Source organism: Aeribacillus pallidus (assembly GCF_050478865.1).
In the GTDB taxonomy this organism is placed as follows: domain Bacteria; phylum Bacillota; class Bacilli; order Bacillales; family JACDOC01; genus JACDOC01.
The window spans coordinates 1-22762 of sequence record NZ_JBCNBW010000004.1; the positions used below are offsets into that span (position 1 = coordinate 1).

A 22762-nucleotide genomic window follows, 5' to 3' on the forward strand; every position below is an offset into this window, starting at 1 on the left:
ATTGACGTTGACGCTTCGTTTTGTTTAGTTTTCAAGGATCAATCATTAGCGACTTTTATAATATATCATCTATTAAAATATGTGTCAACAACTTTTTTAGAAAACTTTTTTCGTAAACTAAATAAAGTTTTTTGACTCAACGTTTTGTATTCTATCAACTTCAAGAGTAGAATGCAAGACTAATTTTATATTTTTAGAGAAAATGAAATATCTTTTTATCAATAAATGCTTAAGCAACTAATTTATCATTTTTAAAAAGAAAAAAAGGTGATTTGATCTCATCTATCAAACCACCTTTTCCCCTAATCTAGGATTTGTTCAATATGAATTTCTCTTGTTTTTTCTAAATCAATAATTTCATCGGACGAGGAAATTTTAACAATTGGTCTTGTTGGTGCTTGTGTTTTTTTAAAGATGACTGTACCTTGTTGGCCGTTACTTAATTGAATGCGTGTCCCTGTTGAAAAGTTGTGTAATAACTTGATTAACGTTTGAATAATAAATATATCAAATTGACCAAAACTATCATCTAGCATAATTTCGATTGCCTTAAACGGAGAAACACGCTTTCGAAACAGCCGATCGGATGTTAACGCATGATAGACGTCAGCGACGGCCACTATTTTCGAGAATTGGTGTATTTTTTCGTTCTTTTCTCCAAGAGGATATCCAGATCCATTAATTCGTTCATGATGTTGGAGAACGGCAAGTTTTGTTTCATTCTTTAACAAAGGGGAATATTGAATCATTTTATAACTATAGACGGGATGGGTTTTAATTTCGTCAAATTCTCGATGCGTTAATGTAGTTTCTTTTAATAATATTTGCGGATCGATTTTAGCCATGCCGCAATCAGCGAGAGTTCCAGCAAGGGCAACTTGAATCGTTTTGCCTCGGTCTCCATAAAGCTTATGAGCAATCAGTCCACTAATTAATCCGACCGATACCGCATGGTGATAAAGATAGTCTTGCATTTTAGATTTTGAAAGGAGCACTTGAAATTGTGCTGAGTGGTCTAAAATCACTTCTAACAAAGGAACTATGAGTGAGCGAATTTTGGTAATGTCTACTGTTGCTCCCGATTGCCATTTAATGTACTCATTTTGATATCCTTTGACCGCCTTCGTGTACAATTGGTCAATATCAGGGAGAATATGATTTTTTTCCTCTCTTGTTTTTTCTTCTTCTTCTATGATGTGAAGTGGTTTAAACGTCGTACCGTCCGCTTTCACTTTGCTAACATCGACTTCTTCAATCTGAAAAGCGTTCAAAATATCCAAATGGAGAGTTGATAAGGTCGTATTCTTTGGAATAATTGGGTAAGCCGTTTTCCCGAAGACATCTTTTGTTAATATGCAACCAACTTCTAGACACGAAACTTTTACCCTCACCTGTTCCACCCCGTTTTCTTTCTCACTATTACTATATTACCAAAAATTATGTAATTTTTCCTACTACTTTTTAAGGAAAAAAAAGAGACACCCTAAGATTAGGGTGTCCTCAAATATGTTATTCTTGGTCTTCTGAACCTTTTTCTTCTGTTGCTTGATCTTCGTCCTCTTCTTTTTCTACTTTGGCTACTGTTGCGACCGCATCATTTTCTTCTAACCGAATGAGTTTAACTCCTTTTGTCACACGTCCCATTGTTGAGATTCCATCAACCCCAATACGAATGAGAACGCCACCCTCTGTAATCAACATCAAGTCTTCTTCACCAGTAACCGCCTTTACAGACACAACTGGCCCATTTGCCTCGTTGACATTACACGTTTTAATTCCTTTTCCGCCACGACTTTGAACGCGGTATTCACTTTCTGGAGTTCGTTTACCATAGCCGTATTTCGTCACGATTAATATTTCTTCGCCTTCGTTTAAGATATCCATACCGACCACTTCATCCTCGGCATCCAACGTAATCCCTTTTACCCCAGTAGCAGTACGTCCCATGGACCGCACATCTGTTTCGTGGAAACGAATTAAAATACCATTCTTCGTTCCGATAATGATATGTTTATTTCCGTCAGTTAATCGAACAGAAATTAATTCGTCTCCTTCTCTTAAGTTCAATGCAATTAACCCTGAAGTACGAATGTTGGCGAAGGACGATAATGGTGAACGTTTAACGATTCCTTCTTTAGTGGCAAAGAACAAGTACCAATCGTCGACAAATTCTTGAACAGGGATAATGGCATTTACCCATTCGTCTTTATCAATCTCTAATAAGTTAATAATTGGTAACCCTTTCGCCGTTCTGCTAAACTCTGGAATCTCGTATCCCTTTGTTTTATACACTTTTCCTTTATTTGTAAAGAATAAAATTGTATCGTGTGTTGATGTCGTTAGCAAATGCTCAACGAAGTCGTCATTGTGAATACCCATTCCTTGAATTCCACGTCCACCACGTCGTTGACTGCGGTACGTAGAAACTGGTAGACGCTTAATATATCCGTTATGCGTTAACGTGATGACGATATTTTCTTTCGGAATTAAATCTTCGTCTTCGATTTGATCCACGCCACCAGAAACAATTTCAGTACGACGTTCGTCATTGTAACGTTCTTTAATTTCAAGAAGTTCTTCACGAATAATTTGTAATACTTTTTCTTCGTCGGCTAACACTTCTTTTAGTTCTTGAATAAGCTTTAGTAGACTTTGATATTCGTCCTCGATTTTCTCGCGCTCGAGACCGGTTAAGCGTTGTAAACGCATATCTAAAATGGCTTGCGCTTGTTTTTCCGTTAACGAAAATTTCTCCATTAAACCAGCTTTCGCAATTTCTGTTGTTTGTGAGCTACGAATTAAGTTAATAATTTCATCAATATGGTCAAGCGCAATGCGTAATCCTTCTAAAATATGGGCACGGGCTTCCGCTTTTCGTAAATCATATTCGGTCCGTCGGCGAATAACGACTTTTTGATGGTTTAAATAATGTTGTAAACATTGTTTTAAGTTCAGCACCTTCGGCTGACCGTTTACTAGTGCGAGTAAATTAATACCGAAGCTTGTTTGCATCGCTGTTTGCTTATACAAGTTATTTAATAACACGTTGGCGTTGGCATCTTTCCGTAGCTCAATGACAATCCGCATTCCATTTCGATCAGACTCATCACGAAGATCGGTAATACCTTCAATCTTTTTATCGCGAACAAGCTCGGCAATTTTTTCAATTAATTTCGCTTTATTCACTTGATAAGGAATTTCTTTAACGATAATTGATTGTTTTCCGTTAGGTTTTTCTTCAATTTCAACGCGGGCACGTAACGTAATCGAACCTCTTCCCGTTTCATAAGCACGGCGAATGCCACTTCGACCGACAATTAATCCAGCAGTAGGGAAGTCTGGACCAGGAATATATTCCATTAATTCTTGAACAGTAATATCTTTATCCTTACTAAGTGCAAGTAAACCATCAATCACTTCGCCTAATTGATGCGGAGGGATATTCGTTGCCATTCCAACCGCAATACCGGACGATCCATTCACAAGTAAATTTGGAAAACGAGAAGGCAGCACTTCAGGCTCTTTTTCCGAGCCGTCATAGTTATCCTTATAATCAATCGTGTCCTTGTTGATATCTCTTAAAAGCTCCATCGAGATTTTTGACATTCGCGCTTCTGTATAACGCATTGCTGCCGCTGCGTCGCCATCAACAGAACCAAAGTTACCGTGACCGTCTACAAGCATATAGCGATAGTTGAAGTCTTGAGCCATCCGAACCATCGTATCGTATACAGCAGAATCACCGTGAGGATGGTACTTACCGATGACTTCTCCAACGATACGAGCAGATTTCTTGTACGGTTTATCTGCAGTCATTCCTAAGTCATGCATCGCGTATAAAATACGACGGTGAACCGGTTTTAATCCATCGCGTACATCCGGTAATGCCCGGGACACAATAACACTCATCGCATAATCTAAAAACGAGGAGCGCATTTCCTGGCTAATGTTTACTTCTTTAATTCTGGAATTTGGTGTTTCGGCCATCTTGTAAAGGAACCTCCTTTATAGAAAGACCAATGCGATCATTTGTCTTTCAATCGGTGTGATAGAAAAGGGCAGGATAGTCGGAGATCCTCCTATCCTGCATTCCTTTAAATATCTAAGTTTTTCACGTATAACGCATTTTCTTCAATAAATTGCCTGCGCGGTTCAACTTTGTCACCCATTAATATTTCAAATGTTTCATCCGCTTCAATCGCATCCTCAAGACTTACTTGAAGAAGCGTTCGCGTTTCTGGATTCATCGTTGTTTCCCAAAGTTGTTCTGGATTCATTTCACCCAGACCTTTGTAACGTTGAATACCTGGCTTTGGTTGGGATGGTAAAGAAGCTAAAATCTCCTCTAACTGTCGATCGTTATAGGCATATTCCACCCGTTTTCCTTGCGTAATTTTATATAAAGGTGGCTGGGCAATATATATATAACCCGCTTCAATAATTTGTCGCATATAGCGATAGAAGAACGTGAGCAACAATGTTCGAATGTGCGCTCCGTCCACATCGGCGTCGGTCATAATCACGATTTTATGATAACGCGCCTTGGAAATATCAAAATCTTCACCAATTCCGGTTCCCAGCGCGGTAATAATAGTCCGGACTTCATTATTGGACAAAATCTTGTCTAAACGGGCTTTTTCTACGTTAATAATTTTTCCACGCAACGGTAAAATTGCTTGGAAATGGCGGTCTCGACCTTGTTTTGCAGAACCTCCCGCTGAGTCTCCCTCAACGATGTAAAGTTCGCTTATGTTTGGGTCTCTTGATGAGCAATCTGCTAACTTCCCTGGTAAGTTCGATATTTCTAATGCATTTTTCCGTCTTGTCAGTTCACGAGCTTTTTTCGCCGCTAAACGTGCGCGCGCAGCCATGACTCCTTTTTCAACAATTTTCTTCGCTACGGAAGGATTTTCTAGTAGAAACTTTTCAAATTGCTCCGCAAAAATAGCATCGGTGATTGCCCGCGCTTCAGAGTTTCCTAATTTCGTCTTCGTTTGCCCTTCAAATTGCGGGTCAGGATGCTTCACCGAAACAATAGCGGTTAGACCTTCACGTACATCTTCTCCTGATAAATTAGGATCGTTTTCTTTAAAAATTTGATGTTTCCGCGCATAATCATTGATAACACGTGTTAAAGCGGTTTTAAATCCCGATTCGTGAGTACCACCTTCGTACGTATGAATATTGTTTGCAAAGGAATAAATGTTACTTGAAAAACCATCGTTATATTGTAAAGAAATTTCCACGGTAATTCCGTCTTTTTCTCCTTCAATGTAAATCGGTTCTTCATGAAGGACTTCTTTCGTACGGTTTAAGTGTTCAACGTACGATTTAATTCCGCCTTCGTAGTAATATTCATTTTTTCGATTTTCAGTCCGTTTATCTTCAATCGTGATTTTAATGCCACGATTTAAAAACGCTAATTCTCGTAATCGGTTAGACAAAGTTTCGTAATCAAACTCAGTCGTTTCCGTAAAAATCTCTGGATCCGGTTTAAAATGAGTCGTTGTTCCAGTACGATCCGTTTCACCAACAACTTTTAAATCAAAACATGGAACGCCTCGTTCGTATTTTTGGTAATAAATCTTTCCATCTCGGTGAACGTATACTTCTGTTTCTGAAGACAATGCGTTTACGACGGATGCACCAACCCCGTGTAAACCACCTGATACTTTATAGCCGCCACCGCCGAATTTTCCTCCAGCATGAAGAACCGTCATAATGACTTCAACTGCTGGTCGACCCATTTTTTCATGGATTCCAACAGGAATTCCGCGCCCATTATCTTGTACCGTAATACTGTTATCCGCTTCAATCGTTACGTTTATTTCATTACAGAAACCAGCTAACGCTTCATCAATACTATTATCAACGATTTCCCAAACGAGATGGTGTAAGCCTTTTGCGCTTGTGGAACCGATGTACATACCAGGACGTTTACGAACAGCTTCTAAACCTTCAAGAACCTGTATCTGATTTTCATCGTACGTTTGTAATTGCTTTTCCTTTTGTTCCATCGCCATATTATTCACCTACACTTTCCGAAAATGCGTTCCATCTAGCTTTTTTATGAATAAAACTTGGCCATTCTGTCCAAACTGGCCAAGTGTTGTTGTATTTCTTTCATTGAATAGATGTTTCCGAGCGTTTTTTTAAAGTGGTAGAAGCAAGAGGAGAGAGATAGATTTTATGATCCGTAATAACGATAGATTTCGTTATGCGTTTGGAAAGACGGATCACTTTTTTTTCGTTAGCGGTGAGCCATGTTTCCATTTCTATTGAATCATCCATCACTGAATAATCGAGAATCGCAATAATTTCTTTCATTTGTACCATGACGTCTCCGCCCACATGGACATACACGATTTCCACCTCATTTAACTCTCATCATTGTCCCAGCTTCTACACGATACGTGGAGGCTTCGTTCAACGTTTCATGGTCAATGCCATCCACACTGGTCGTTGTTACAAACGTTTGAACTTTCCCTTGAATTGTATTTAATAAATGGGACTGGCGATAATCGTCCAGTTCCGATAAGACATCGTCCAACAATAAAATCGGATACTCTCCAATTTCTGAATGAATTAATTCGATTTCTGCCAATTTCACTGACAAAGCAGTTGTCCGCTGCTGCCCTTGGGAACCGAACGTTTGCACGTCTCTTCCATTCACTAAAAATTGAACATCATCACGGTGTGGACCTACAAGTGTAACTCCCCGTTCTATTTCTTTCGTCCGAATATCAGCCATTTTTCCCTCGATTATGTTAACCATTTTTGACCAATTCATCTCTTCTGATACATGAATGGACGGTTTATATATAATTTTTAACTCTTCTAGTCCTCGTGAGATGCCTGCATGAATTGGGCGAGCCCATTCTTCTAATAAACGGATGAATTCAAAGCGTCTTTGCATCACTCGAATGGCTAACTGGATAAATTGCTCCGTCAATACATCAAGCATCGTTTCATCGTTGTTTTTTTTCATTTGCAACAGTTTTAAATAATGGTTTCGTTGTTGTAATATTTTTTGATATTGACTCATCTCGTGTAAGTAAACGGATGAGACTTGGCCAATTTCCATATCAATAAAACGACGCCTTACTTGAGGGCTCCCCTTTACAAGGTGGAGATCTTCAGGCGCAAACATGACAACGTTCATATTTCCGATGTATTGACTTAATTTTTTCTGCTCAAGGTGATTGCATTTCGCTTTTTTTCCTTTTTTAGAGATGACAAGTTCAAGTGGAACCGATCCGTGATGTTTTTTTATCCTCCCTTTTATTTTAGCATAATCCCTATCCCAACGGATTAAATCTTTATCATTGGACGTTCGATGGGATTTTGCCATGGCTAACACATAGATCGATTCCATTACATTCGTTTTTCCTTGCGCATTTTCTCCAAGAATGACGTTCACTTTATTTTCAAAGTCCACTTCTAGCGATTCATAATTTCGATAATCCATTAATTGTAAACGCTCAATATACATTCCTGGTACATCCTTTTATTGGGAAATTTTAAAAGTACCAAAACCTGGGATTTTAATCACATCACCGACTCGAAGTTTACGCCCTCGGCGCTGATCTTGTTCACCGTTAATATATACGTCGTTTTCACTTAAAAACCATTTGGCCATGCCACCTGTTTGAATAATATCCGCTAATTTTAAAAACTGACCTAAAGTGATAGTGTCGGTTTGAATATAAATCTCCTTTACCACGTTCTCACTTCTTTCTCGAATTAATCTCTAAAAATTTATTTTACTAAATTCTTTTCAGTTAGACAAAGGACGTCTAAAGGCCTTACAGAATAAAAGGCGTTACCAGTATTGATTTTTTCCCACCATACGTTTTAAAAATAAAAACTGCCGGTTTTAAACCGACAGTCTATGCTATTCATCTCGATTAATACGTACGCACAGGTAAAATTAACTGTAAAATCGAGTCGTTATCAATTGGGCGAATAATAAATGGACGCATCGCTCCAGTGAAGCGAATAGAAATTTCAGGTCCTTCAATCGCTTTTAAGGCATCCATCATGTATTTCGCACTAAAAGAAATTTTTAGTTCTTCCCCTTCGATTGATTCGCTTGTTACGTGTTCAACGACCTTTCCGATTTCAGGAGAATTGGAAGATATTTCGATCATGCCGTTTTCTAACGTTGACAGTTTCACCACGTTATTTTTCCCTTCCCTTGCTAATAGAGAAGCTCGGTCAATGGCTTGCAAAAATTCCTTTGTATTCAAATGAATATCTGTTTTTCCATCTGTCGGAATGAGACGGGTCGTATCTGGGTAGCTTCCTTCTAATAAACGAGAGAAGAACAATAAATGTTTCGTCTTAAATAAAATTTGGTTTTCAGTTATGACAATTTCTACTGGTTCTTGAGTATCATCTAAAATTTTACTTAATTCATTTAAACTTTTTCCAGGAATAACGACATTGTAAGTGACCCCATCCGTAATTTCGACTGGTGCTTTTCGCATCGCTAAACGGTGGCTATCTGTTGCAATACATGAAAGTTCACCATTCTCGATTTTCCAGTTTACCCCGGTTAAAATCGGACGAGTTTCGGAAGTAGAGACAGCAAACACCGTTTGACGAATCATTGCTTTTAATAAATCGGTCGGTATTTTAAAGACGTTTTCTTCAATGATTTGAGGTAAATGAGGATACTCCTCATGATCTAACCCATTTAAGTTAAATTCAGTTTGTCCGGATCGAATAACTGTTTGGAAATGGTTACCCACTTCAATTTCTACCGTATCTGAAGGTAGTTTCTTCACGATTTCGCTAAAAAATTTCGCCTGTAAAACGACACCACCAGTTTGGTGAATTTCAACGATTTCATTTCCGTCTTCTTCTTTTGGTAAAAATGATTCAATGGAAATGTCCGAATCACTTCCAGTTAAAGTAACCCCATCTTCTGTAGCCACTACTTTAATACCAGTTAAGATAGGAATGGTTGTTCGAGAAGTGACAGCTTTCATCACATCTTGCACACTTTGAACTAATCGATCTCGTTGGATGAAAAATCTCACAAAGGTTCCCTCACTTTCATCTTTTTCATCGCCGTTGCATATATTTATATTTTAAATATAAATCGTACTAGTAGTAATATAGCTTGTGGATATGTGGATAACCCTGTGAAATGAAAGGAAACACAGTCTATCCACATGTGGACAGACTGTGTGTAACCTTTTCTAAGTTATACACATTTTCCCCGATTAATGTTTAAGCATATCTTTAATCTCTTTAATTTTCTTTTGTAATTGGGGATCGGATTGAAGCATTTTTGAAATCTTCTCATGGGCATGAATGACCGTTGTATGGTCTCTTCCCCCAAATTCTTCCCCGATTTTTGGTAATGAAAAGTCCGTTAGTTCACGAGATAAATACATTGCGATTTGACGTGGAAACGCAATAGATTTCGTCCGCTTTTTCGCTTTAAAATCTTCGAGCTTCACTCCGTATTGTTCACCAACTACTTTTTGAATATCGTGAATCGTAATGACTTTTGGTTTGGAGCTAGGAATGATATCTTTTAACGCTTCAGCTGCTAAATCCGCATTAATATCTTTATTGATTAGCGAAGAATAGGCAACGACGCGTATTAATGCTCCTTCTAATTCACGAATATTGGAATCTATTTGATTAGCAATATATAACATCACTTCGTTTGGAATATCGAGTCCTTCTGCTTTCGCCTTTTTCCGTAAAATCGCAATTCGTGTTTCTAAATCTGGTGGAGTAATATCCGTAATTAACCCCCATTCAAAGCGAGAGCGGAGACGATCTTCCAATGTCGGAATTTCCTTTGGTGGGCGGTCGCTGGAGATGACAATTTGTTTACTTTCCTCATGAAGAGTATTAAACGTATGGAAAAACTCTTCTTGCGTTTGTTCTTTTCCGGCTAAAAATTGAATATCATCTATCAGCAGAACATCCACGTTACGATATTTATTTCGAAAATCCACCGCTTTATTATCTCGAATGGAGTTAATAAACTCATTTGTAAATTTTTCTGACGATAAGTAAACGACTTTGGCGTTCGGATTATGCTCGAGTACGTAATGGCCGATGGCATGCATTAAGTGGGTTTTTCCTAATCCCACGCCTCCATATATAAAAAGAGGGTTATACGCTTTCGCCGGTGCTTCGGCTACTGCTAATGAGGCTGCATGAGCAAAGCGATTGCCAGAACCAATGACGAACGTATCAAACGTATATTTTGGATTTAACATATTTTGCGGTAATTCTTGAGGTTCCTCTTTTTTGACCTGTTTCGGTGGAACGGAAACCTCGACTTCTTGCTCATCTTGATTTAATGGAATAATAAATTTAATTTCTAATTCTTCACCGGTAATATCGTAAATAACACTTGAAATCAGTTGGGAATATCGACCTTCCAACCAGTCACGGGCGAATTCATTAGGAGCTGTAATAATGAGTGTATCCCCTTGTAAGGAATGAGCTTTTGTAGATTTCAGCCATGTTTCGTAACTTGGTTTGCTAATTTTTTTACGAATTTCTTCTAAGGCTTTATTCCACAAATCTGATATATTCTCCAACGCCGCTCCCTCCTTTACCTCTCACCTTGTATAATGTTTGTCAAACTGTTTTTTTTCGAAAAATTTATATTCATGCAAGATCTTGAATGTGGAAAAACATATAATAAAGTAGAAAAGCACTTTTCGACAATATTCATGGTTTGTGGACAAGTTTTTACATAAGGGGTGAATAAAGAGTCCACAACCTATCCACAATCTGTGGAAAACTTAGTTATTCACAAGTAGATATACAGAGTGAAAACACAATAATCATATCAGATAATCATAGAAGGTGCAATGCTTTTCCGTGATTATCCACAATACCAAACAACTGTGGAGAAAAGTTGTCCACAAGCTTTTGGTTTGTGAAAAACTTGTCAATAATGGGTGTGGATATTGCCGAAATGAATCGAAAATTATCCACAATAAATGTGAAAGAACGCTTTAAAGAGTAATAAAGGAGAATCTGGACAATAGTTGACAACTTTTGAGAGACATCTATATAATTAAAAAGACTGTCTTTTATTCAAACTTAAAAAGTTATTCCTCGGGGAGGTGTCATATATGAAACGAACATACCAACCAAATAAACGTAAACGTAGCAAAGTGCACGGATTCCGTAAGCGTATGAGCACAAAAAACGGACGTAAAGTTTTAGCTCGTCGTCGTCGTAAAGGAAGAAAAGTATTATCAGCGTAGGCCACTGAAATGTCTCAGTGGTCTTTTTTACAATAATGGAAGTAGAGATTAAGGTGTCGATGATTATGAATAAAAAAAATCGTGTGAAGAAAAATGAAGAATTTCAACTCATTTTTAAAAATGGCCAGTCCTTTGCGAACCGTCAATTTGTTGTTTATGTATTAAAAAAAGAGAACCAACCAAACTTTCGTATTGGGTTATCGGTTAGTAAAAAAATCGGAAAAGCTGTCACTCGAAATCGTGTAAAAAGATATATTCGTCAAGTGTTTCAAGAATCAAAAGAACAGATTCAAACCGGCTATGATTTCGTTATTATTGCGCGAATGCCAGTTGCCGAAATGGATTATTATCAAGTAAAAAAAAGTTTGATTCATGTGTTAAAACGGGCAAAAGTATGGAAAGGAAACAAGACGGGCCATAATGGAAATGAGTGTTCAGAATAATTTCCTTATTTTATATAAAAAAAAGTGGTACAATACTTTTTGGTATGATTGGAATCAATGGGACGTTGAAACTTGAATTTTCGTAATAGTAGGGAGGAAAATACGGTTGAAAAAGAGAATAGTATTTGTAGTCTCACTCGTCTTAACCCTTTCCTTATTAGCAGGTTGTAGTGAAGCTACGATGCAAGATCCGATCACAGCAGAGAGTGAAGGATTTTGGAATCATTACGTGGTGTATCCGCTATCATGGCTGATGATTAAAGTGGCCGAAACGTTCAATGGCAACTATGGTCTATCGATTGTTATCGTTACCATTTTGCTTCGCTTTGCGATTTTACCATTAATGATCAAACAAACTCAAAACTCTAAAAAAATGCAAGCTCTACAACCAGAACTGCAAAAATTAAAAGAAAAATACAGTTCAAAAGATCAAAAAACGCAACAAAAGCTACAACAAGAAACGATGGCATTGTTTCAAAAACACGGTGTCAATCCATTTAGCGGATGTTTGCCATTATTAATTCAGATGCCGATATTAATTGGTTTTTATCAGGCGATTGTTCGCACGGAACCTATTCGTGAACATACCTTCTTGTGGTTTGACTTAGGGGCACCAGATCCGCTATTTATCTTACCGCTAGTTGCTGGTTTGACGACGTTCATCCAACAAAAAATGTTAATGGCCGGAACAGAAAACCAAAATCCGCAATTAGCGATGATGCTATGGTTAATGCCTATTATGATTATCATCTTCGCTGTTAACTTCCCAGCAGCCCTTTCTTTATACTGGGTCGTGGGGAATATTTTCATGATTATTCAAACGTATTTCATTAAAGGTCCTGAATTAAAAAAAGAAGCGGCGACAGGACAAGTGGGAGGAGCTAAAAAGTGAAAGAACTAACTGCTACGGGTACCACCGTTCAAGAAGCAGTTGAATCAGCTTTAGCTCAATTACAAACTACCGAAGATCGAATAGACATCCGAGTAATTGATGAAGGAAAAAAAGGCTTTTTGGGACTTTTCGGTTCTCGACCAGCGGTTGTCCACGTAAAAGTGAAAATCGATCCTGTAGAAGAAGCGAAAACGTTTCTTCAGAATGTATTTCGTCACATGAACGTTTCCGTCGACATAGAAGGACATCAAGATGGAAAGGTTGTGTATTTGCAGCTTCATAGTGATGACGTTGCGATGGTGATTGGGAAACGTGGTCAAACATTAAATGCGCTCCAATATTTAACGCAACTGGCAGTGAACCGTCAGTCGGAGCAATATGTAACCGTTGTGCTTGACGCGGAAAATTATCGAGAACGTCGAAAAGAAACGCTTATCCAACTGGCAGAACGGCTAGCTCAGAAAGCGATTCGGACGAAGCAAAAAGTTTCATTAGAGCCGATGCCTTCCTATGAGCGAAAGGTGATTCATACCGCTTTAATGAACAACAAGTACGTAGAAACCGAATCAGAAGGGGTCGAGCCATTTCGCCATATCGTTATTATTCCAAAAAACGAGTAAAGAAAAAATCAACCACATCGAAGCGGTGTGGTTGATTTTTTTGTTTATATAAATGATAGAAGACGTACGTTCTATGTAAAAGAAATCCACAAAAGAGGTCATTTTGATTTTAACATCGTGTTTTATTGTTATTCACATGTGGATAAGTTAAAATAATACAGACAAAATATGCTTGTGGATAATTAAAAGTTCTTCTACTTTTTTTGCTATAAACGTTATGATATTCTAGTGATTTAGGGACAAAAGCAGAAAATAATCTTGGTTGATATAGATACTTGGAATTAAGTGAGGTGAATGAAGATGGAATTTGATACGATAGCTGCCATCTCCACACCAATGGGGGAAGGAGCCATTGCAATTGTTCGCTTAAGTGGGGATGAGGCGGTTTCGATTGTAGATAAACTTTTTAAAGGAAAAGGAACAAAAAAACTGGCGGACGTTCCTACCCATACAATTCATTATGGCCATCTCATCGACCCAGAGACGGAACAAATCGTTGAAGAAGTCATGGTTACGGTGATGAGAGGACCGAAAACCTTTACGAGGGAAGATGTAGTTGAAATTAACTGTCACGGGGGACTTGTCACAGTAAACCGTGTACTGCAACTTGTGTTGAAACACGGAGCGCGCTTAGCAGAACCTGGAGAGTTTACAAAGCGAGCATTTTTAAATGGACGAATCGATTTATCTCAAGCGGAAGCGGTAATGGATTTAATTCGTGCCAAGACCGATCGGGCAATGAACGTGGCATTAGGTCAAATGGAAGGGCGTTTGTCAAAACTCATTCAAAAGTTGCGTCAAGAAATTTTAGAAACACTCGCCCATGTAGAAGTCAACATTGACTATCCTGAATATGATGATGTCGAAGAAATGACCCACCAAATGTTAATTGAAAAAGCCACTTATGTAAAAAAAGAAATTGAGCGTCTCTTACAAACGGCACAACAAGGAAAAATTTTACGTGAAGGTCTTTCGACGGTCATTATCGGACGACCGAACGTCGGAAAATCATCCTTATTAAACAGCCTCGTTCATGAAAATAAAGCGATCGTTACCGATATTCCAGGTACGACGCGGGATGTCATTGAGGAGTATGTCAATGTTCGAGGAGTCCCTCTTCGACTGCTCGATACGGCCGGAATTCGGGAAACAGAAGATGTAGTCGAGCAGATCGGTGTTGAACGTTCCCGCAAAGTCTTAAAAGAAGCGGACTTAATTTTGCTTGTTTTAAATAATAACGAAGAACTAACTCCGGAAGATGAACAATTATTTGAAGCAGTAGAAGGCATGGACGTGATTGTTATTGTCAATAAAATGGATTTACCACAAAAAATTGATATGGAGCGTGTAAAGGAACTGGCAAAAAATCATCCGCTCGTGACTACTTCGCTGCTCCATGAACAAGGGGTAGACGAATTGGAAGAAGCCATTGCCTCTCTCTTCTTTGAAGGATCGTTAGAAGCGGGCGATATGACCTATGTCTCCAACAGTCGTCACATCGCTCTATTAAATCAAGCGTTAGATGCGATTAATGATGTCATCAAGGGTGTGGAAATGGGAACACCGATTGACATCGTACAAATTGATTTAACGAGAACGTGGGAACTTTTAGGAGAAATTATTGGTGATACTGTTCACGAAAGCTTAATTGATCAACTATTCTCCCAGTTCTGTTTAGGAAAATAGGAATCAGGAGGTTTGACCAACATGCAAACATACGAAGCAGGCCAATACGATGTGATTGTCGTTGGGGCCGGTCACGCGGGTTGTGAAGCCGGATTAGCGGCAGCTCGCCTCGGAGCGAAAACGTTAATGATTACGATTAACTTAGACATGGTTGCTTTTATGCCATGTAACCCTTCCATTGGTGGACCGGCAAAAGGTATTGTGGTTCGGGAAATTGATGCCTTAGGTGGAGAAATGGGGAAAAATATCGATAAAACCCATATCCAAATGAGAATGTTGAATACAGGAAAAGGACCAGCCGTGCGTGCGTTACGTGCCCAAGCGGATAAGTTTTTATACCAACACGAAATGAAAAAAACATTAGAAAGTGAACCAAATATTACGTTAATGCAAGGAATGGTAGAGCGGCTTGTCGTGGAAGACGGTGTATGTAAAGGAGTCATTACGAAAACAGGAGCAGTTTATCGCTCCAAAACGGTCGTCATTACTACTGGAACCTTTTTACGTGGGGAAATCATTATCGGTGACTTGAAATATTCGAGCGGACCGAACAACCAACAACCATCCATAAAACTGTCCGAACATTTACAAGAGCTTGGTTTTGAGCTTGTTCGTTTTAAAACTGGAACGCCTCCACGTGTAAATAGTCAAACAATCGATTATTCCAAAACCGAAATTCAACCAGGGGATGAAGAGCCGCGTGCCTTTAGTTATGAAACGGTAGAATACATTACCGACCAATTGCCATGTTGGTTAACGTATACTAACGAGGAAACGCATCGTCTTATCGATGAGAATTTACACCGTTCGCCGATGTTCTCAGGTATGATTAAAGGGACAGGTCCTCGTTATTGTCCGTCTATTGAAGATAAAGTTGTTCGTTTTAACGACAAGCCACGGCACCAAATTTTCTTGGAGCCTGAAGGCCGGAATACGCAAGAAGTGTACGTTCAAGGGCTATCTACAAGTTTACCAGAGGACGTTCAACGACAAATTTTAAAAACAATTCCTGGTCTGGAAAAGGCTCAAATGATGCGTGCTGGTTATGCAATTGAATACGATGCAATCGTACCAACACAATTATGGCCGACGTTAGAAACAAAACTGGTGAAAAACTTATACACAGCCGGACAAATTAACGGTACATCTGGTTATGAAGAAGCAGCAGGACAAGGAATTATGGCCGGAATTAATGCAGGTCGTCGAGCATTAGGAAAAGATGAAGTGATTTTAAGCAGATCCGATGCTTACATTGGAGTTCTAATTGACGATCTTGTGACAAAAGGAACGAACGAACCGTATCGCTTGTTAACGTCTCGTGCGGAATATCGCTTGCTCCTTCGTCACGATAACGCTGATTTACGCTTAACAGAAATTGGTTATAAAATTGGATTAATTTCCGAAGAACGTTATCAAAAATTCTTACAGAAGAAAGAAGCAATTGAAAAAGAAAAAGCTCGTCTCCAATCCATCATTTTAAAACCGAATGAACAAACACAAGAAGTCATTCGTCAAGCTGGTGGAAGTGAGTTGAAAGATGGAATTCGTGCGTCCGATTTATTAAAACGTCCTGAAATGACGTACGACCATATTCAACAGTTGGCACCAGCGGATGAACCATTATCTAAAGACGTTATTGAGCAAGTGGAAATTCAAATTAAGTACGAAGGTTATATTGAGAAGTCGCTTCAACAGGTAGAAAAAATGAAAAAAATGGAGAGCAAAAAGATTCCGGAGAACATTGATTATGACGCCATCAATGGTTTAGCGACGGAAGCACGTCAAAAACTAAAGGAAGTTCGTCCGTTATCCATTGCGCAAGCGTCACGTATTTCTGGTGTAAACCCAGCAGATATTTCCATTTTGCTCGTTTACCTCGAACAAGGTCGTATTGCTCGAGTTTCAAACTAAGAAAAAAGGATGGAGTCAATCGTGGACACGGTACAGTTTCAACAAATGTTAGAGGAGAAAGGGATTTCCCTTTCTTCTCACCAACTTAATCAATTCGAACGGTATTATCAACTGCTTGTTGAATGGAACGAAAAAATGAACTTAACCGCCATTACGGAAAAAAACGAAGTGTATTTAAAACATTTTTATGACTCGGTGTCAGCGGCATTTTATGTTGACTTTACCGAGCCGCTTACGATTTGTGATGTCGGTGCGGGAGCTGGTTTTCCAAGCATTCCGTTAAAAATTTGTTTCCCACACCTTAACGTGACGATTGTCGATTCATTAAACAAACGAATTACCTTTTTACAGCACTTAGCAAATGAGCTAGGTCTTGAAGGAACTTCTTTTTATCATGATCGAGCGGAGACATTTGGGAAAAAGCCGGAACATCGGGAAAGCTACGATCTTGTCATCGCTCGTGCTGTAGCACGTATGTCCGTCCTAAGTGAATTATGCCTTCCTCTAGTAAAAGTGGGTGGACAATTTATTGCTATGAAAGGTGCTAGTGCCAGTGAAGAGCTTCAACTAGGAAAGAAAGCCCTTTCTGTTTTAGGCGGCACGGTTTTAGATATGCATTCGTTCGATCTTCCTTTTGATAGTGGTGAACGAAATATCATCGTGGTCCAAAAAGAAAAACCAACACCGAAAAAATATCCTCGAAAGCCGGGGACTCCGAACAAATCACCAATTGAATAATAGGTGGATGTCATAAAAAGTGACTTGTTTTCACCTCTTTTATGACATCCGATGAATTTTATGTAAATATAGCAGGAATGTTGTCACAATAAAGAGAATACTAAAATTGGGAGTTTCTAAAAGGTGGTGTTAGCCAATGAGGCATCCTTTCTCTCGTTTTTTTAATTTAGGCGAAAAAGAAGAAGTAGAAAAATCAACAGAACATGAAGAAGTAAAGAAAATCCCACTCGATCAAATTGTTCCGAATCGATTCCAGCCGCGAACGGTATTTGATGAAAATAAAATTGAAGAATTAGCTAGAACAATTCATACGCATGGGATTATTCAACCGATTGTTGTACGTGAATTAGATGGTGACCGATATGAATTGATAGCGGGAGAAAGACGTTGGCGAGCTGTTCAAAAACTTGGTTGGGAAACAGTTCCAGCTATAGTTAAAAATATGACTGATACGGAAACTGCCTCGGTTGCCCTCATTGAAAATTTACAACGGGAGGAACTTTCACCCATTGAAGAAGCGATTGCTTATGGGAGATTAATAGAGTTACATAATTTAACACAAGAAGCACTCGCCCAACGGCTAGGAAAAGGTCAGTCCACTGTCGCTAACAAACTTAGACTATTAAAACTTCCTCAAGAAATACAAGAGGAGTTATTAAAAAAGACCATTACGGAACGTCATGCTCGGGCGTTAATTCCATTAAAAGATCCGGAAAAACAAATTCAATTAATGAAAGAAATTATTGAAAAACAATTAAATGTCAAACAAACAGAAGAACGAGTAGCGAAACTACTCGACACAACGAAAAAGCCGAAACCAAAGCGAAAAGCTTTTAGTAAAGATATACGCATTGCTGTTAATACCATTCGTCAATCCTTGTCCATGGTAACTGATAGCGGGATTAACCTCGACTCACATGAAGAAGAATTTGACGATTACTATCAAATTACAATTCGTATTCCTAAGAAAAAAAAATAAGATAATCATCGATAGTGGGAAGCTTTCATTCAAAAGTTTCTCACTTTTTTATCACCCCTAATGGGAAATATATGAAAACTTCTTGTTTTTTTGAAATTTTAAGATAACCCATTCGATTTCTGATAAAATAAAAAATATCGTTTATTATTTTATAGGTCGTTGAAGGTAGGTGACATCGTGGGCAAAATTATCGCCATTGCTAACCAAAAAGGAGGGGTTGGAAAAACAACAACCTCTGTTAATTTGGGCGCCTGCTTAGCATACATAGGCAACAAAGTATTACTTGTTGATGTGGATCCTCAAGGGAATGCAACAAGTGGAGTAGGCATTGAAAAAGGTGATGTTCAACAGTGTATTTATAACGTTCTTGTGGATGATGAAAATATAAAAGAGATTATAAGACAAACATCAGTTGAAAATTACCATTGTGCACCAGCTACCATTCAATTAGCAGGAGCAGAAATTGAACTCGTCCCGACTATTTCTCGTGAAGTTCGTTTAAAGCGAGCACTGGAATCTATAAAAAATGAATATGACTATATTATTATTGATTGTCCTCCTTCTCTAGGATTATTAACGATTAACGCTTTAACAGCAGCAGATTCAGTTCTTATTCCTGTTCAATGTGAGTACTATGCGCTAGAAGGATTAAGCCAATTATTAAGCACGGTTCGTCTTGTGCAAAAGCATCTCAATCAACATCTAATGATTGAAGGGGTACTTTTAACGATGCTCGATGCACGGACGAACTTAGGAATTCAAGTCATTGAAGAAGTAAAGAAATATTTCCAAGACAAAGTGTATCGCACCATTATCCCGCGAAATGTCCGATTAAGTGAAGCACCAAGCCATGGGGAGCCAATCATTATTTATGATCCGAAGTCGAGAGGAGCGGAAGTTTATTTAGATTTGGCAAAGGAAGTGGTGAACAATGGCTAGAGGGTTAGGAAAAGGAATCAATGCCCTTTTTACAAATGTCGCCAACAACAATGATGAACCAGTCACAGAAGTAAAAATTAAAGATTTACGACCAAACCCGTATCAACCTAGAAAAATTTTTGACGAAGAGCCATTAGAAGAGCTCACGCAATCAATTAAAGAACATGGGATTTTACAACCGCTTGTCGTTCGTAAAAGCATTAAAGGGTACGAAATTGTCGTTGGAGAGCGCCGTTATCGTGCAGCGAAAAAAGCTAAGTTAGACACCGTTCCCGTTGTCGTCAAAGATTTAAACGATCAACAAATGATGGAACTAGCGGTGTTAGAAAATTTACAACGAGAAGATTTAACTCCAATTGAAGAAGCGATGGCCTATCAAACGTTAATTGAGAAGCTGGATATTACACAAGAAGAACTAGCAAAACGACTTGGAAAAAGTCGTCCACACATCGCTAACCATATCCGTCTACTTTCCTTACCGAAGGATATTCAAACGTATATTTCTGAAGGAAAAATTTCTATGGGACATGGACGGGCGTTATTAGGTTTGCGAAAAAAAGAACAACTACCTGCTGTTGTAGAAAAAGTGATAAAAGAAGAATTAAATGTTCGCCAACTGGAAAAACTGATTCACCATTTAAATGAAAATGTTTCACGTGAAACAAAAAAGAAACATGAAGTAAAAGATGTATTTATTAAAGAAAAAGAGAATTTGTTACGGGAAAAGTTCGGGACAACGGTCAATATTAAACAATCAAAGAAAAAAGGTAAAATTGAAATTGAATTTTTCTCTAAAGAGGATTTAGAAAGAATTTTAGAGTTACTCCACAATGAATAAACCATCTTCCGATGAGATGGTTTTTTTTCTTGAAGTAAAAAATAATAACAGAGAAATGGTGGGAAATTGAGATGGTACTTCTTGGAACAATCATCAATGGCTGTTGCATTATTTTTGGTTCATTTTTAGGGACGTTTCTTCACCGAATTCCCGAACGGATGAAGCAAACCGTCATGTACGCTATTGGATTATCCGTAATGGTCTTAGGGTTACAAATGGGGCTTAAGAGTCAAAATTTCTTAATTGTCATTATTAGTCTTGTACTGGGGGCGATTATTGGAGAGGTCATCTCCTTAGATGATCGACTCAATACGTTAGGAAAATGGATGGAACAAAAAATAGGTAAAAAGGGTACGAATAGTCTTTCAGAAGGATTTGTCACCGCTACGCTTATTTTTGTCGTTGGTGCGATGGCTATTTTAGGTGCATTGGATAGCGGTATTCGTGGAAATCATGATATTTTACTAATGAAAGCCATTATTGATGGGTTTACGGCTCTCGTTTTAACGACGTCCCTCGGTATTGGGGTCATGTTCTCGGCGATTCCCGTCCTTCTCTACGAAGGAACGATTGCTTTATTTGCTACTCAGATTAATCGATTGGTGCCAGAACCCTTCATGGAACAATTCATTATAGAAATGACGTCTGCAGGTGGCATTATGATTTTGGCGCTTGGATTAAATTTATGTGGCTTAACAAAAATAAAAGTCGCCAATTTATTGCCAAGTATATTAGTAGTCACCATCGTTGTAGCTATCCTACACGGCCTTTCCGTTTAAGGCAAATGCTTTTCGGCATTGGATGGCTGAATGGATGTCCACGTACGTTTAGAATGGTAGGCAAGACTTGCTTTATATATACCATCAGCAATCGTTTTTGCCATTTTTAACACAAGGCTTAAGCGGGTATTTTGTAAAACGAAAAATTCCATAAACCCACTCACATTGACGATTCCAGTAATATGAATATGTCCGACTTCAGGAAGTTCTTTGTTCACACCAGCTCCTGGTTTAACCGGTCCATTCCCTAACTGAACGATTCCGACGCTTTTTAATCGTCCAAGACAAGCATCGATTCCAACAATGAACGGATTATGATGCTCGGTGTGTATCTTCGCAATTTTTTCTTCTAAATTCATCGCGTGAATGGGGTCGTCTAATGTGCCGTAAACGTAAAAGTGGGGTAGTTTTTTTTCTTCTAATAATGTTCCAATGAGAGGTCCTAATGAATCGCCTGTTGAACGATCAGTACCGATACATACGATAACGATTGGTTGAGGACCTACTCGGGGTAAGAGTGTTAATAAGTGAGAACCAATTTTTAATGAGGCATTTTCTTCATGAAACGGGATTCTCCATAACTTTTCTTTTCGATCAAACAAATTTTTCTTTAGATTCATTGGTTCCACTCCCTTATAATCGTAGTATCAGTATACGGAAAAAAGCTCTAATCTATACGTCTGAGAAGGAAATTTATTTGTTTAAATACCATATTTTGTGCATTTTCTATCTAGCAAAAAAATTTGCTAAAATAAAATGTGAAAGTAGGTGAAAAAATGTCTTTCGTAGAAGAAATGTGGGTGAAACTTTTAAATAAGTTGAAAGATGAGGACATGTGGCTACAAATGGGAGAAACGACATTAAAAATTGTTGGGATTCTTATTTTAACGAGTATCGTTATTCGTGTTGGGAAAACAGCAATTCGAAATATCTTTAAAATTCGTACGCGCGCGCCCCTTCGCATTTCGGAACGTCGGGAAGCGACGATGGTGAAGCTATTAGAAAATGTTTTAACGTATGTGGTTTACTTTATTGCGTTTGTGACCATCTTATCGACGTTAGATTTTGATATTAAAGGTTTATTAGCTGGGGCAGGAATTGTCGGACTAGCAGTTGGTTTTGGTGCCCAAAACTTAGTTCGTGATATTATTAGTGGATTTTTTATCATTTTTGAAGACCAATTTTCCGTAGGGGATTATATTCGAGTCAATGCAGTGGAAGGGTATGTTGAAGAAATTGGCTTACGGACAACGAAAATTAAAAGTTGGACGGGTGAGATGCACATTATCCCTAACGGACTGATTGACCAAGTGACGAATTTTTCGATTCATAACAGTATAGCCGTCGTCGATGTAAGCGTCGCGTACGAAGGAGATATTGAAAAAGCTGAACGCGTCATTGAAGACTTATTAAAAACATTACCGGATAAATACGAAGACTTAGTAAAAACACCAGAATTGTTAGGTGTACAAACCTTAGGAGCTTCTGATGTGGTCTTTCGAGTGGTTGCCGAAACGAAACCAATGAGACATTGGGCAATTGGTCGAGCAATCCGAAAAGAATTGAAGCTTTGCTTAGATCGACATGGAATTGAAATTCCGTTCCCACGTCTTGTTATGTACTCTCGTCACGAAGAAGAAAGTGACCAAGTCAAAAGATCATTAAGCGATTAAGGAGGAAGTATA

General features: G+C 38.5%; 21 protein-coding genes. 12 read left to right on the forward strand and 9 right to left on the reverse strand.

Annotated elements, in window-relative coordinates; genetic code table 11:
• Positions 1-302 precede the first annotated feature (302 nt).
• The 8 genes from ABES52_RS00580 to dnaA all read right to left on the reverse strand — a co-directional run bounded on the left by ABES52_RS00580 (position 303) and on the right by dnaA (position 10574).
• Positions 303-1391, reverse strand: coding sequence for an HD-GYP domain-containing protein (locus tag ABES52_RS00580; protein WP_429647900.1), 1089 nt, complete (start codon positions 1389-1391; stop codon positions 303-305).
• Positions 1392-1509: 118 nt separating this feature from the next.
• Positions 1510-3987: a DNA gyrase subunit A gene (gene gyrA, locus ABES52_RS00585; RefSeq protein ID WP_429647901.1), complete on the reverse strand. Its 2478-nt coding sequence runs from the start codon at positions 3985-3987 to the stop codon at positions 1510-1512.
• Positions 3988-4094: 107 nt separating this feature from the next.
• Entirely contained in the window at positions 4095-6023 is a 1929-nt protein-coding gene (gene gyrB / locus ABES52_RS00590) for a DNA topoisomerase (ATP-hydrolyzing) subunit B (protein WP_429647903.1), read from the reverse strand.
• 100 nt (positions 6024-6123) lie between these two features.
• Positions 6124-6363, reverse strand: a complete 240-nt coding sequence (gene remB, locus ABES52_RS00595) for an extracellular matrix regulator RemB (protein ID WP_429647905.1) — start codon at positions 6361-6363, stop codon at positions 6124-6126.
• A gap of 10 nt (positions 6364-6373) precedes the next feature.
• The gene (gene recF / locus ABES52_RS00600; RefSeq protein ID WP_429647907.1) at positions 6374-7492 is read right to left on the reverse strand and encodes a DNA replication/repair protein RecF; all 1119 of its coding nucleotides are present in this window, start codon (positions 7490-7492) and stop codon (positions 6374-6376) included.
• 15 nt (positions 7493-7507) lie between these two features.
• Positions 7508-7723, reverse strand: coding sequence for a S4 domain-containing protein YaaA (yaaA, locus tag ABES52_RS00605; protein ID WP_429647908.1), 216 nt, complete (start codon positions 7721-7723; stop codon positions 7508-7510).
• Positions 7724-7907: 184 nt separating this feature from the next.
• Positions 7908-9044 (reverse strand): DNA polymerase III subunit beta, encoded by a 1137-nt coding sequence (gene dnaN, locus ABES52_RS00610; protein WP_429647910.1) that lies wholly within the window; start codon positions 9042-9044, stop codon positions 7908-7910.
• A gap of 186 nt (positions 9045-9230) precedes the next feature.
• A complete protein-coding gene (gene dnaA / locus ABES52_RS00615) occupies positions 9231-10574 on the reverse strand; it encodes a chromosomal replication initiator protein DnaA (RefSeq protein WP_429647912.1) in 1344 nt (447 codons plus the stop codon).
• Between the two features lie 543 nt (positions 10575-11117).
• Between dnaA and rpmH the strand changes: the two genes are divergently transcribed.
• From rpmH to ABES52_RS00670, 11 genes are all read left to right on the forward strand, one after another.
• Positions 11118-11252, forward strand: coding sequence for a 50S ribosomal protein L34 (gene rpmH / locus ABES52_RS00620; protein ID WP_429647914.1), 135 nt, complete (start codon positions 11118-11120; stop codon positions 11250-11252).
• A 65-nt stretch (positions 11253-11317) separates the two neighbouring features.
• Positions 11318-11695, forward strand: coding sequence for a ribonuclease P protein component (gene rnpA / locus ABES52_RS00625; RefSeq protein WP_429647916.1), 378 nt, complete (start codon positions 11318-11320; stop codon positions 11693-11695).
• Positions 11696-11801: 106 nt separating this feature from the next.
• Positions 11802-12587 carry a YidC family membrane integrase SpoIIIJ gene (gene spoIIIJ, locus ABES52_RS00630; protein WP_429647918.1) on the forward strand — a complete coding sequence of 262 codons (786 nt, stop codon included), beginning with the start codon at positions 11802-11804 and terminating at the stop codon, positions 12585-12587.
• Positions 12584-13207 carry an RNA-binding cell elongation regulator Jag/EloR gene (gene jag / locus ABES52_RS00635; RefSeq protein WP_429647920.1) on the forward strand — a complete coding sequence of 208 codons (624 nt, stop codon included), beginning with the start codon at positions 12584-12586 and terminating at the stop codon, positions 13205-13207. Before spoIIIJ ends, jag begins: the two co-directional genes overlap by 4 nt.
• 300 nt (positions 13208-13507) lie before the next feature.
• Positions 13508-14893: a tRNA uridine-5-carboxymethylaminomethyl(34) synthesis GTPase MnmE gene (gene mnmE, locus ABES52_RS00640; RefSeq protein ID WP_429647922.1), complete on the forward strand. Its 1386-nt coding sequence runs from the start codon at positions 13508-13510 to the stop codon at positions 14891-14893.
• A 21-nt stretch (positions 14894-14914) separates the two neighbouring features.
• Positions 14915-16804, forward strand: coding sequence for a tRNA uridine-5-carboxymethylaminomethyl(34) synthesis enzyme MnmG (gene mnmG / locus ABES52_RS00645; RefSeq protein ID WP_429647924.1), 1890 nt, complete (start codon positions 14915-14917; stop codon positions 16802-16804).
• 21 nt (positions 16805-16825) lie between these two features.
• Entirely contained in the window at positions 16826-17542 is a 717-nt protein-coding gene (rsmG, locus tag ABES52_RS00650; RefSeq protein ID WP_429647926.1) for a 16S rRNA (guanine(527)-N(7))-methyltransferase RsmG, read from the forward strand.
• Between the two features lie 136 nt (positions 17543-17678).
• Entirely contained in the window at positions 17679-18521 is an 843-nt protein-coding gene (gene noc / locus ABES52_RS00655) for a nucleoid occlusion protein (protein ID WP_429647928.1), read from the forward strand.
• Between the two features lie 177 nt (positions 18522-18698).
• A complete protein-coding gene (locus tag ABES52_RS00660; protein WP_429647930.1) occupies positions 18699-19460 on the forward strand; it encodes a ParA family protein in 762 nt (253 codons plus the stop codon).
• Complete coding sequence (locus tag ABES52_RS00665; RefSeq protein WP_429647932.1) at positions 19453-20298, forward strand: ParB/RepB/Spo0J family partition protein; 846 nt, start codon at positions 19453-19455, stop codon at positions 20296-20298. The genes ABES52_RS00660 and ABES52_RS00665 overlap by 8 nt, the downstream gene beginning before the upstream one ends.
• A gap of 71 nt (positions 20299-20369) precedes the next feature.
• Positions 20370-21077 carry a DUF554 domain-containing protein gene (locus ABES52_RS00670; protein ID WP_429647934.1) on the forward strand — a complete coding sequence of 236 codons (708 nt, stop codon included), beginning with the start codon at positions 20370-20372 and terminating at the stop codon, positions 21075-21077.
• Here the strand turns inward: ABES52_RS00670 and yyaC are convergent.
• A complete protein-coding gene (gene yyaC / locus ABES52_RS00675) occupies positions 21074-21697 on the reverse strand; it encodes a spore protease YyaC (RefSeq protein ID WP_429647935.1) in 624 nt (207 codons plus the stop codon). The two genes, ABES52_RS00670 and yyaC, sit on opposite strands and share 4 nt — an antisense overlap.
• Before the next feature lie 156 nt (positions 21698-21853).
• Between yyaC and ABES52_RS00680 the strand changes: the two genes are divergently transcribed.
• Positions 21854-22750 (forward strand): mechanosensitive ion channel family protein, encoded by an 897-nt coding sequence (locus ABES52_RS00680; protein ID WP_429647937.1) that lies wholly within the window; start codon positions 21854-21856, stop codon positions 22748-22750.
• The last annotated feature ends 12 nt before the right edge of the window (positions 22751-22762 follow it).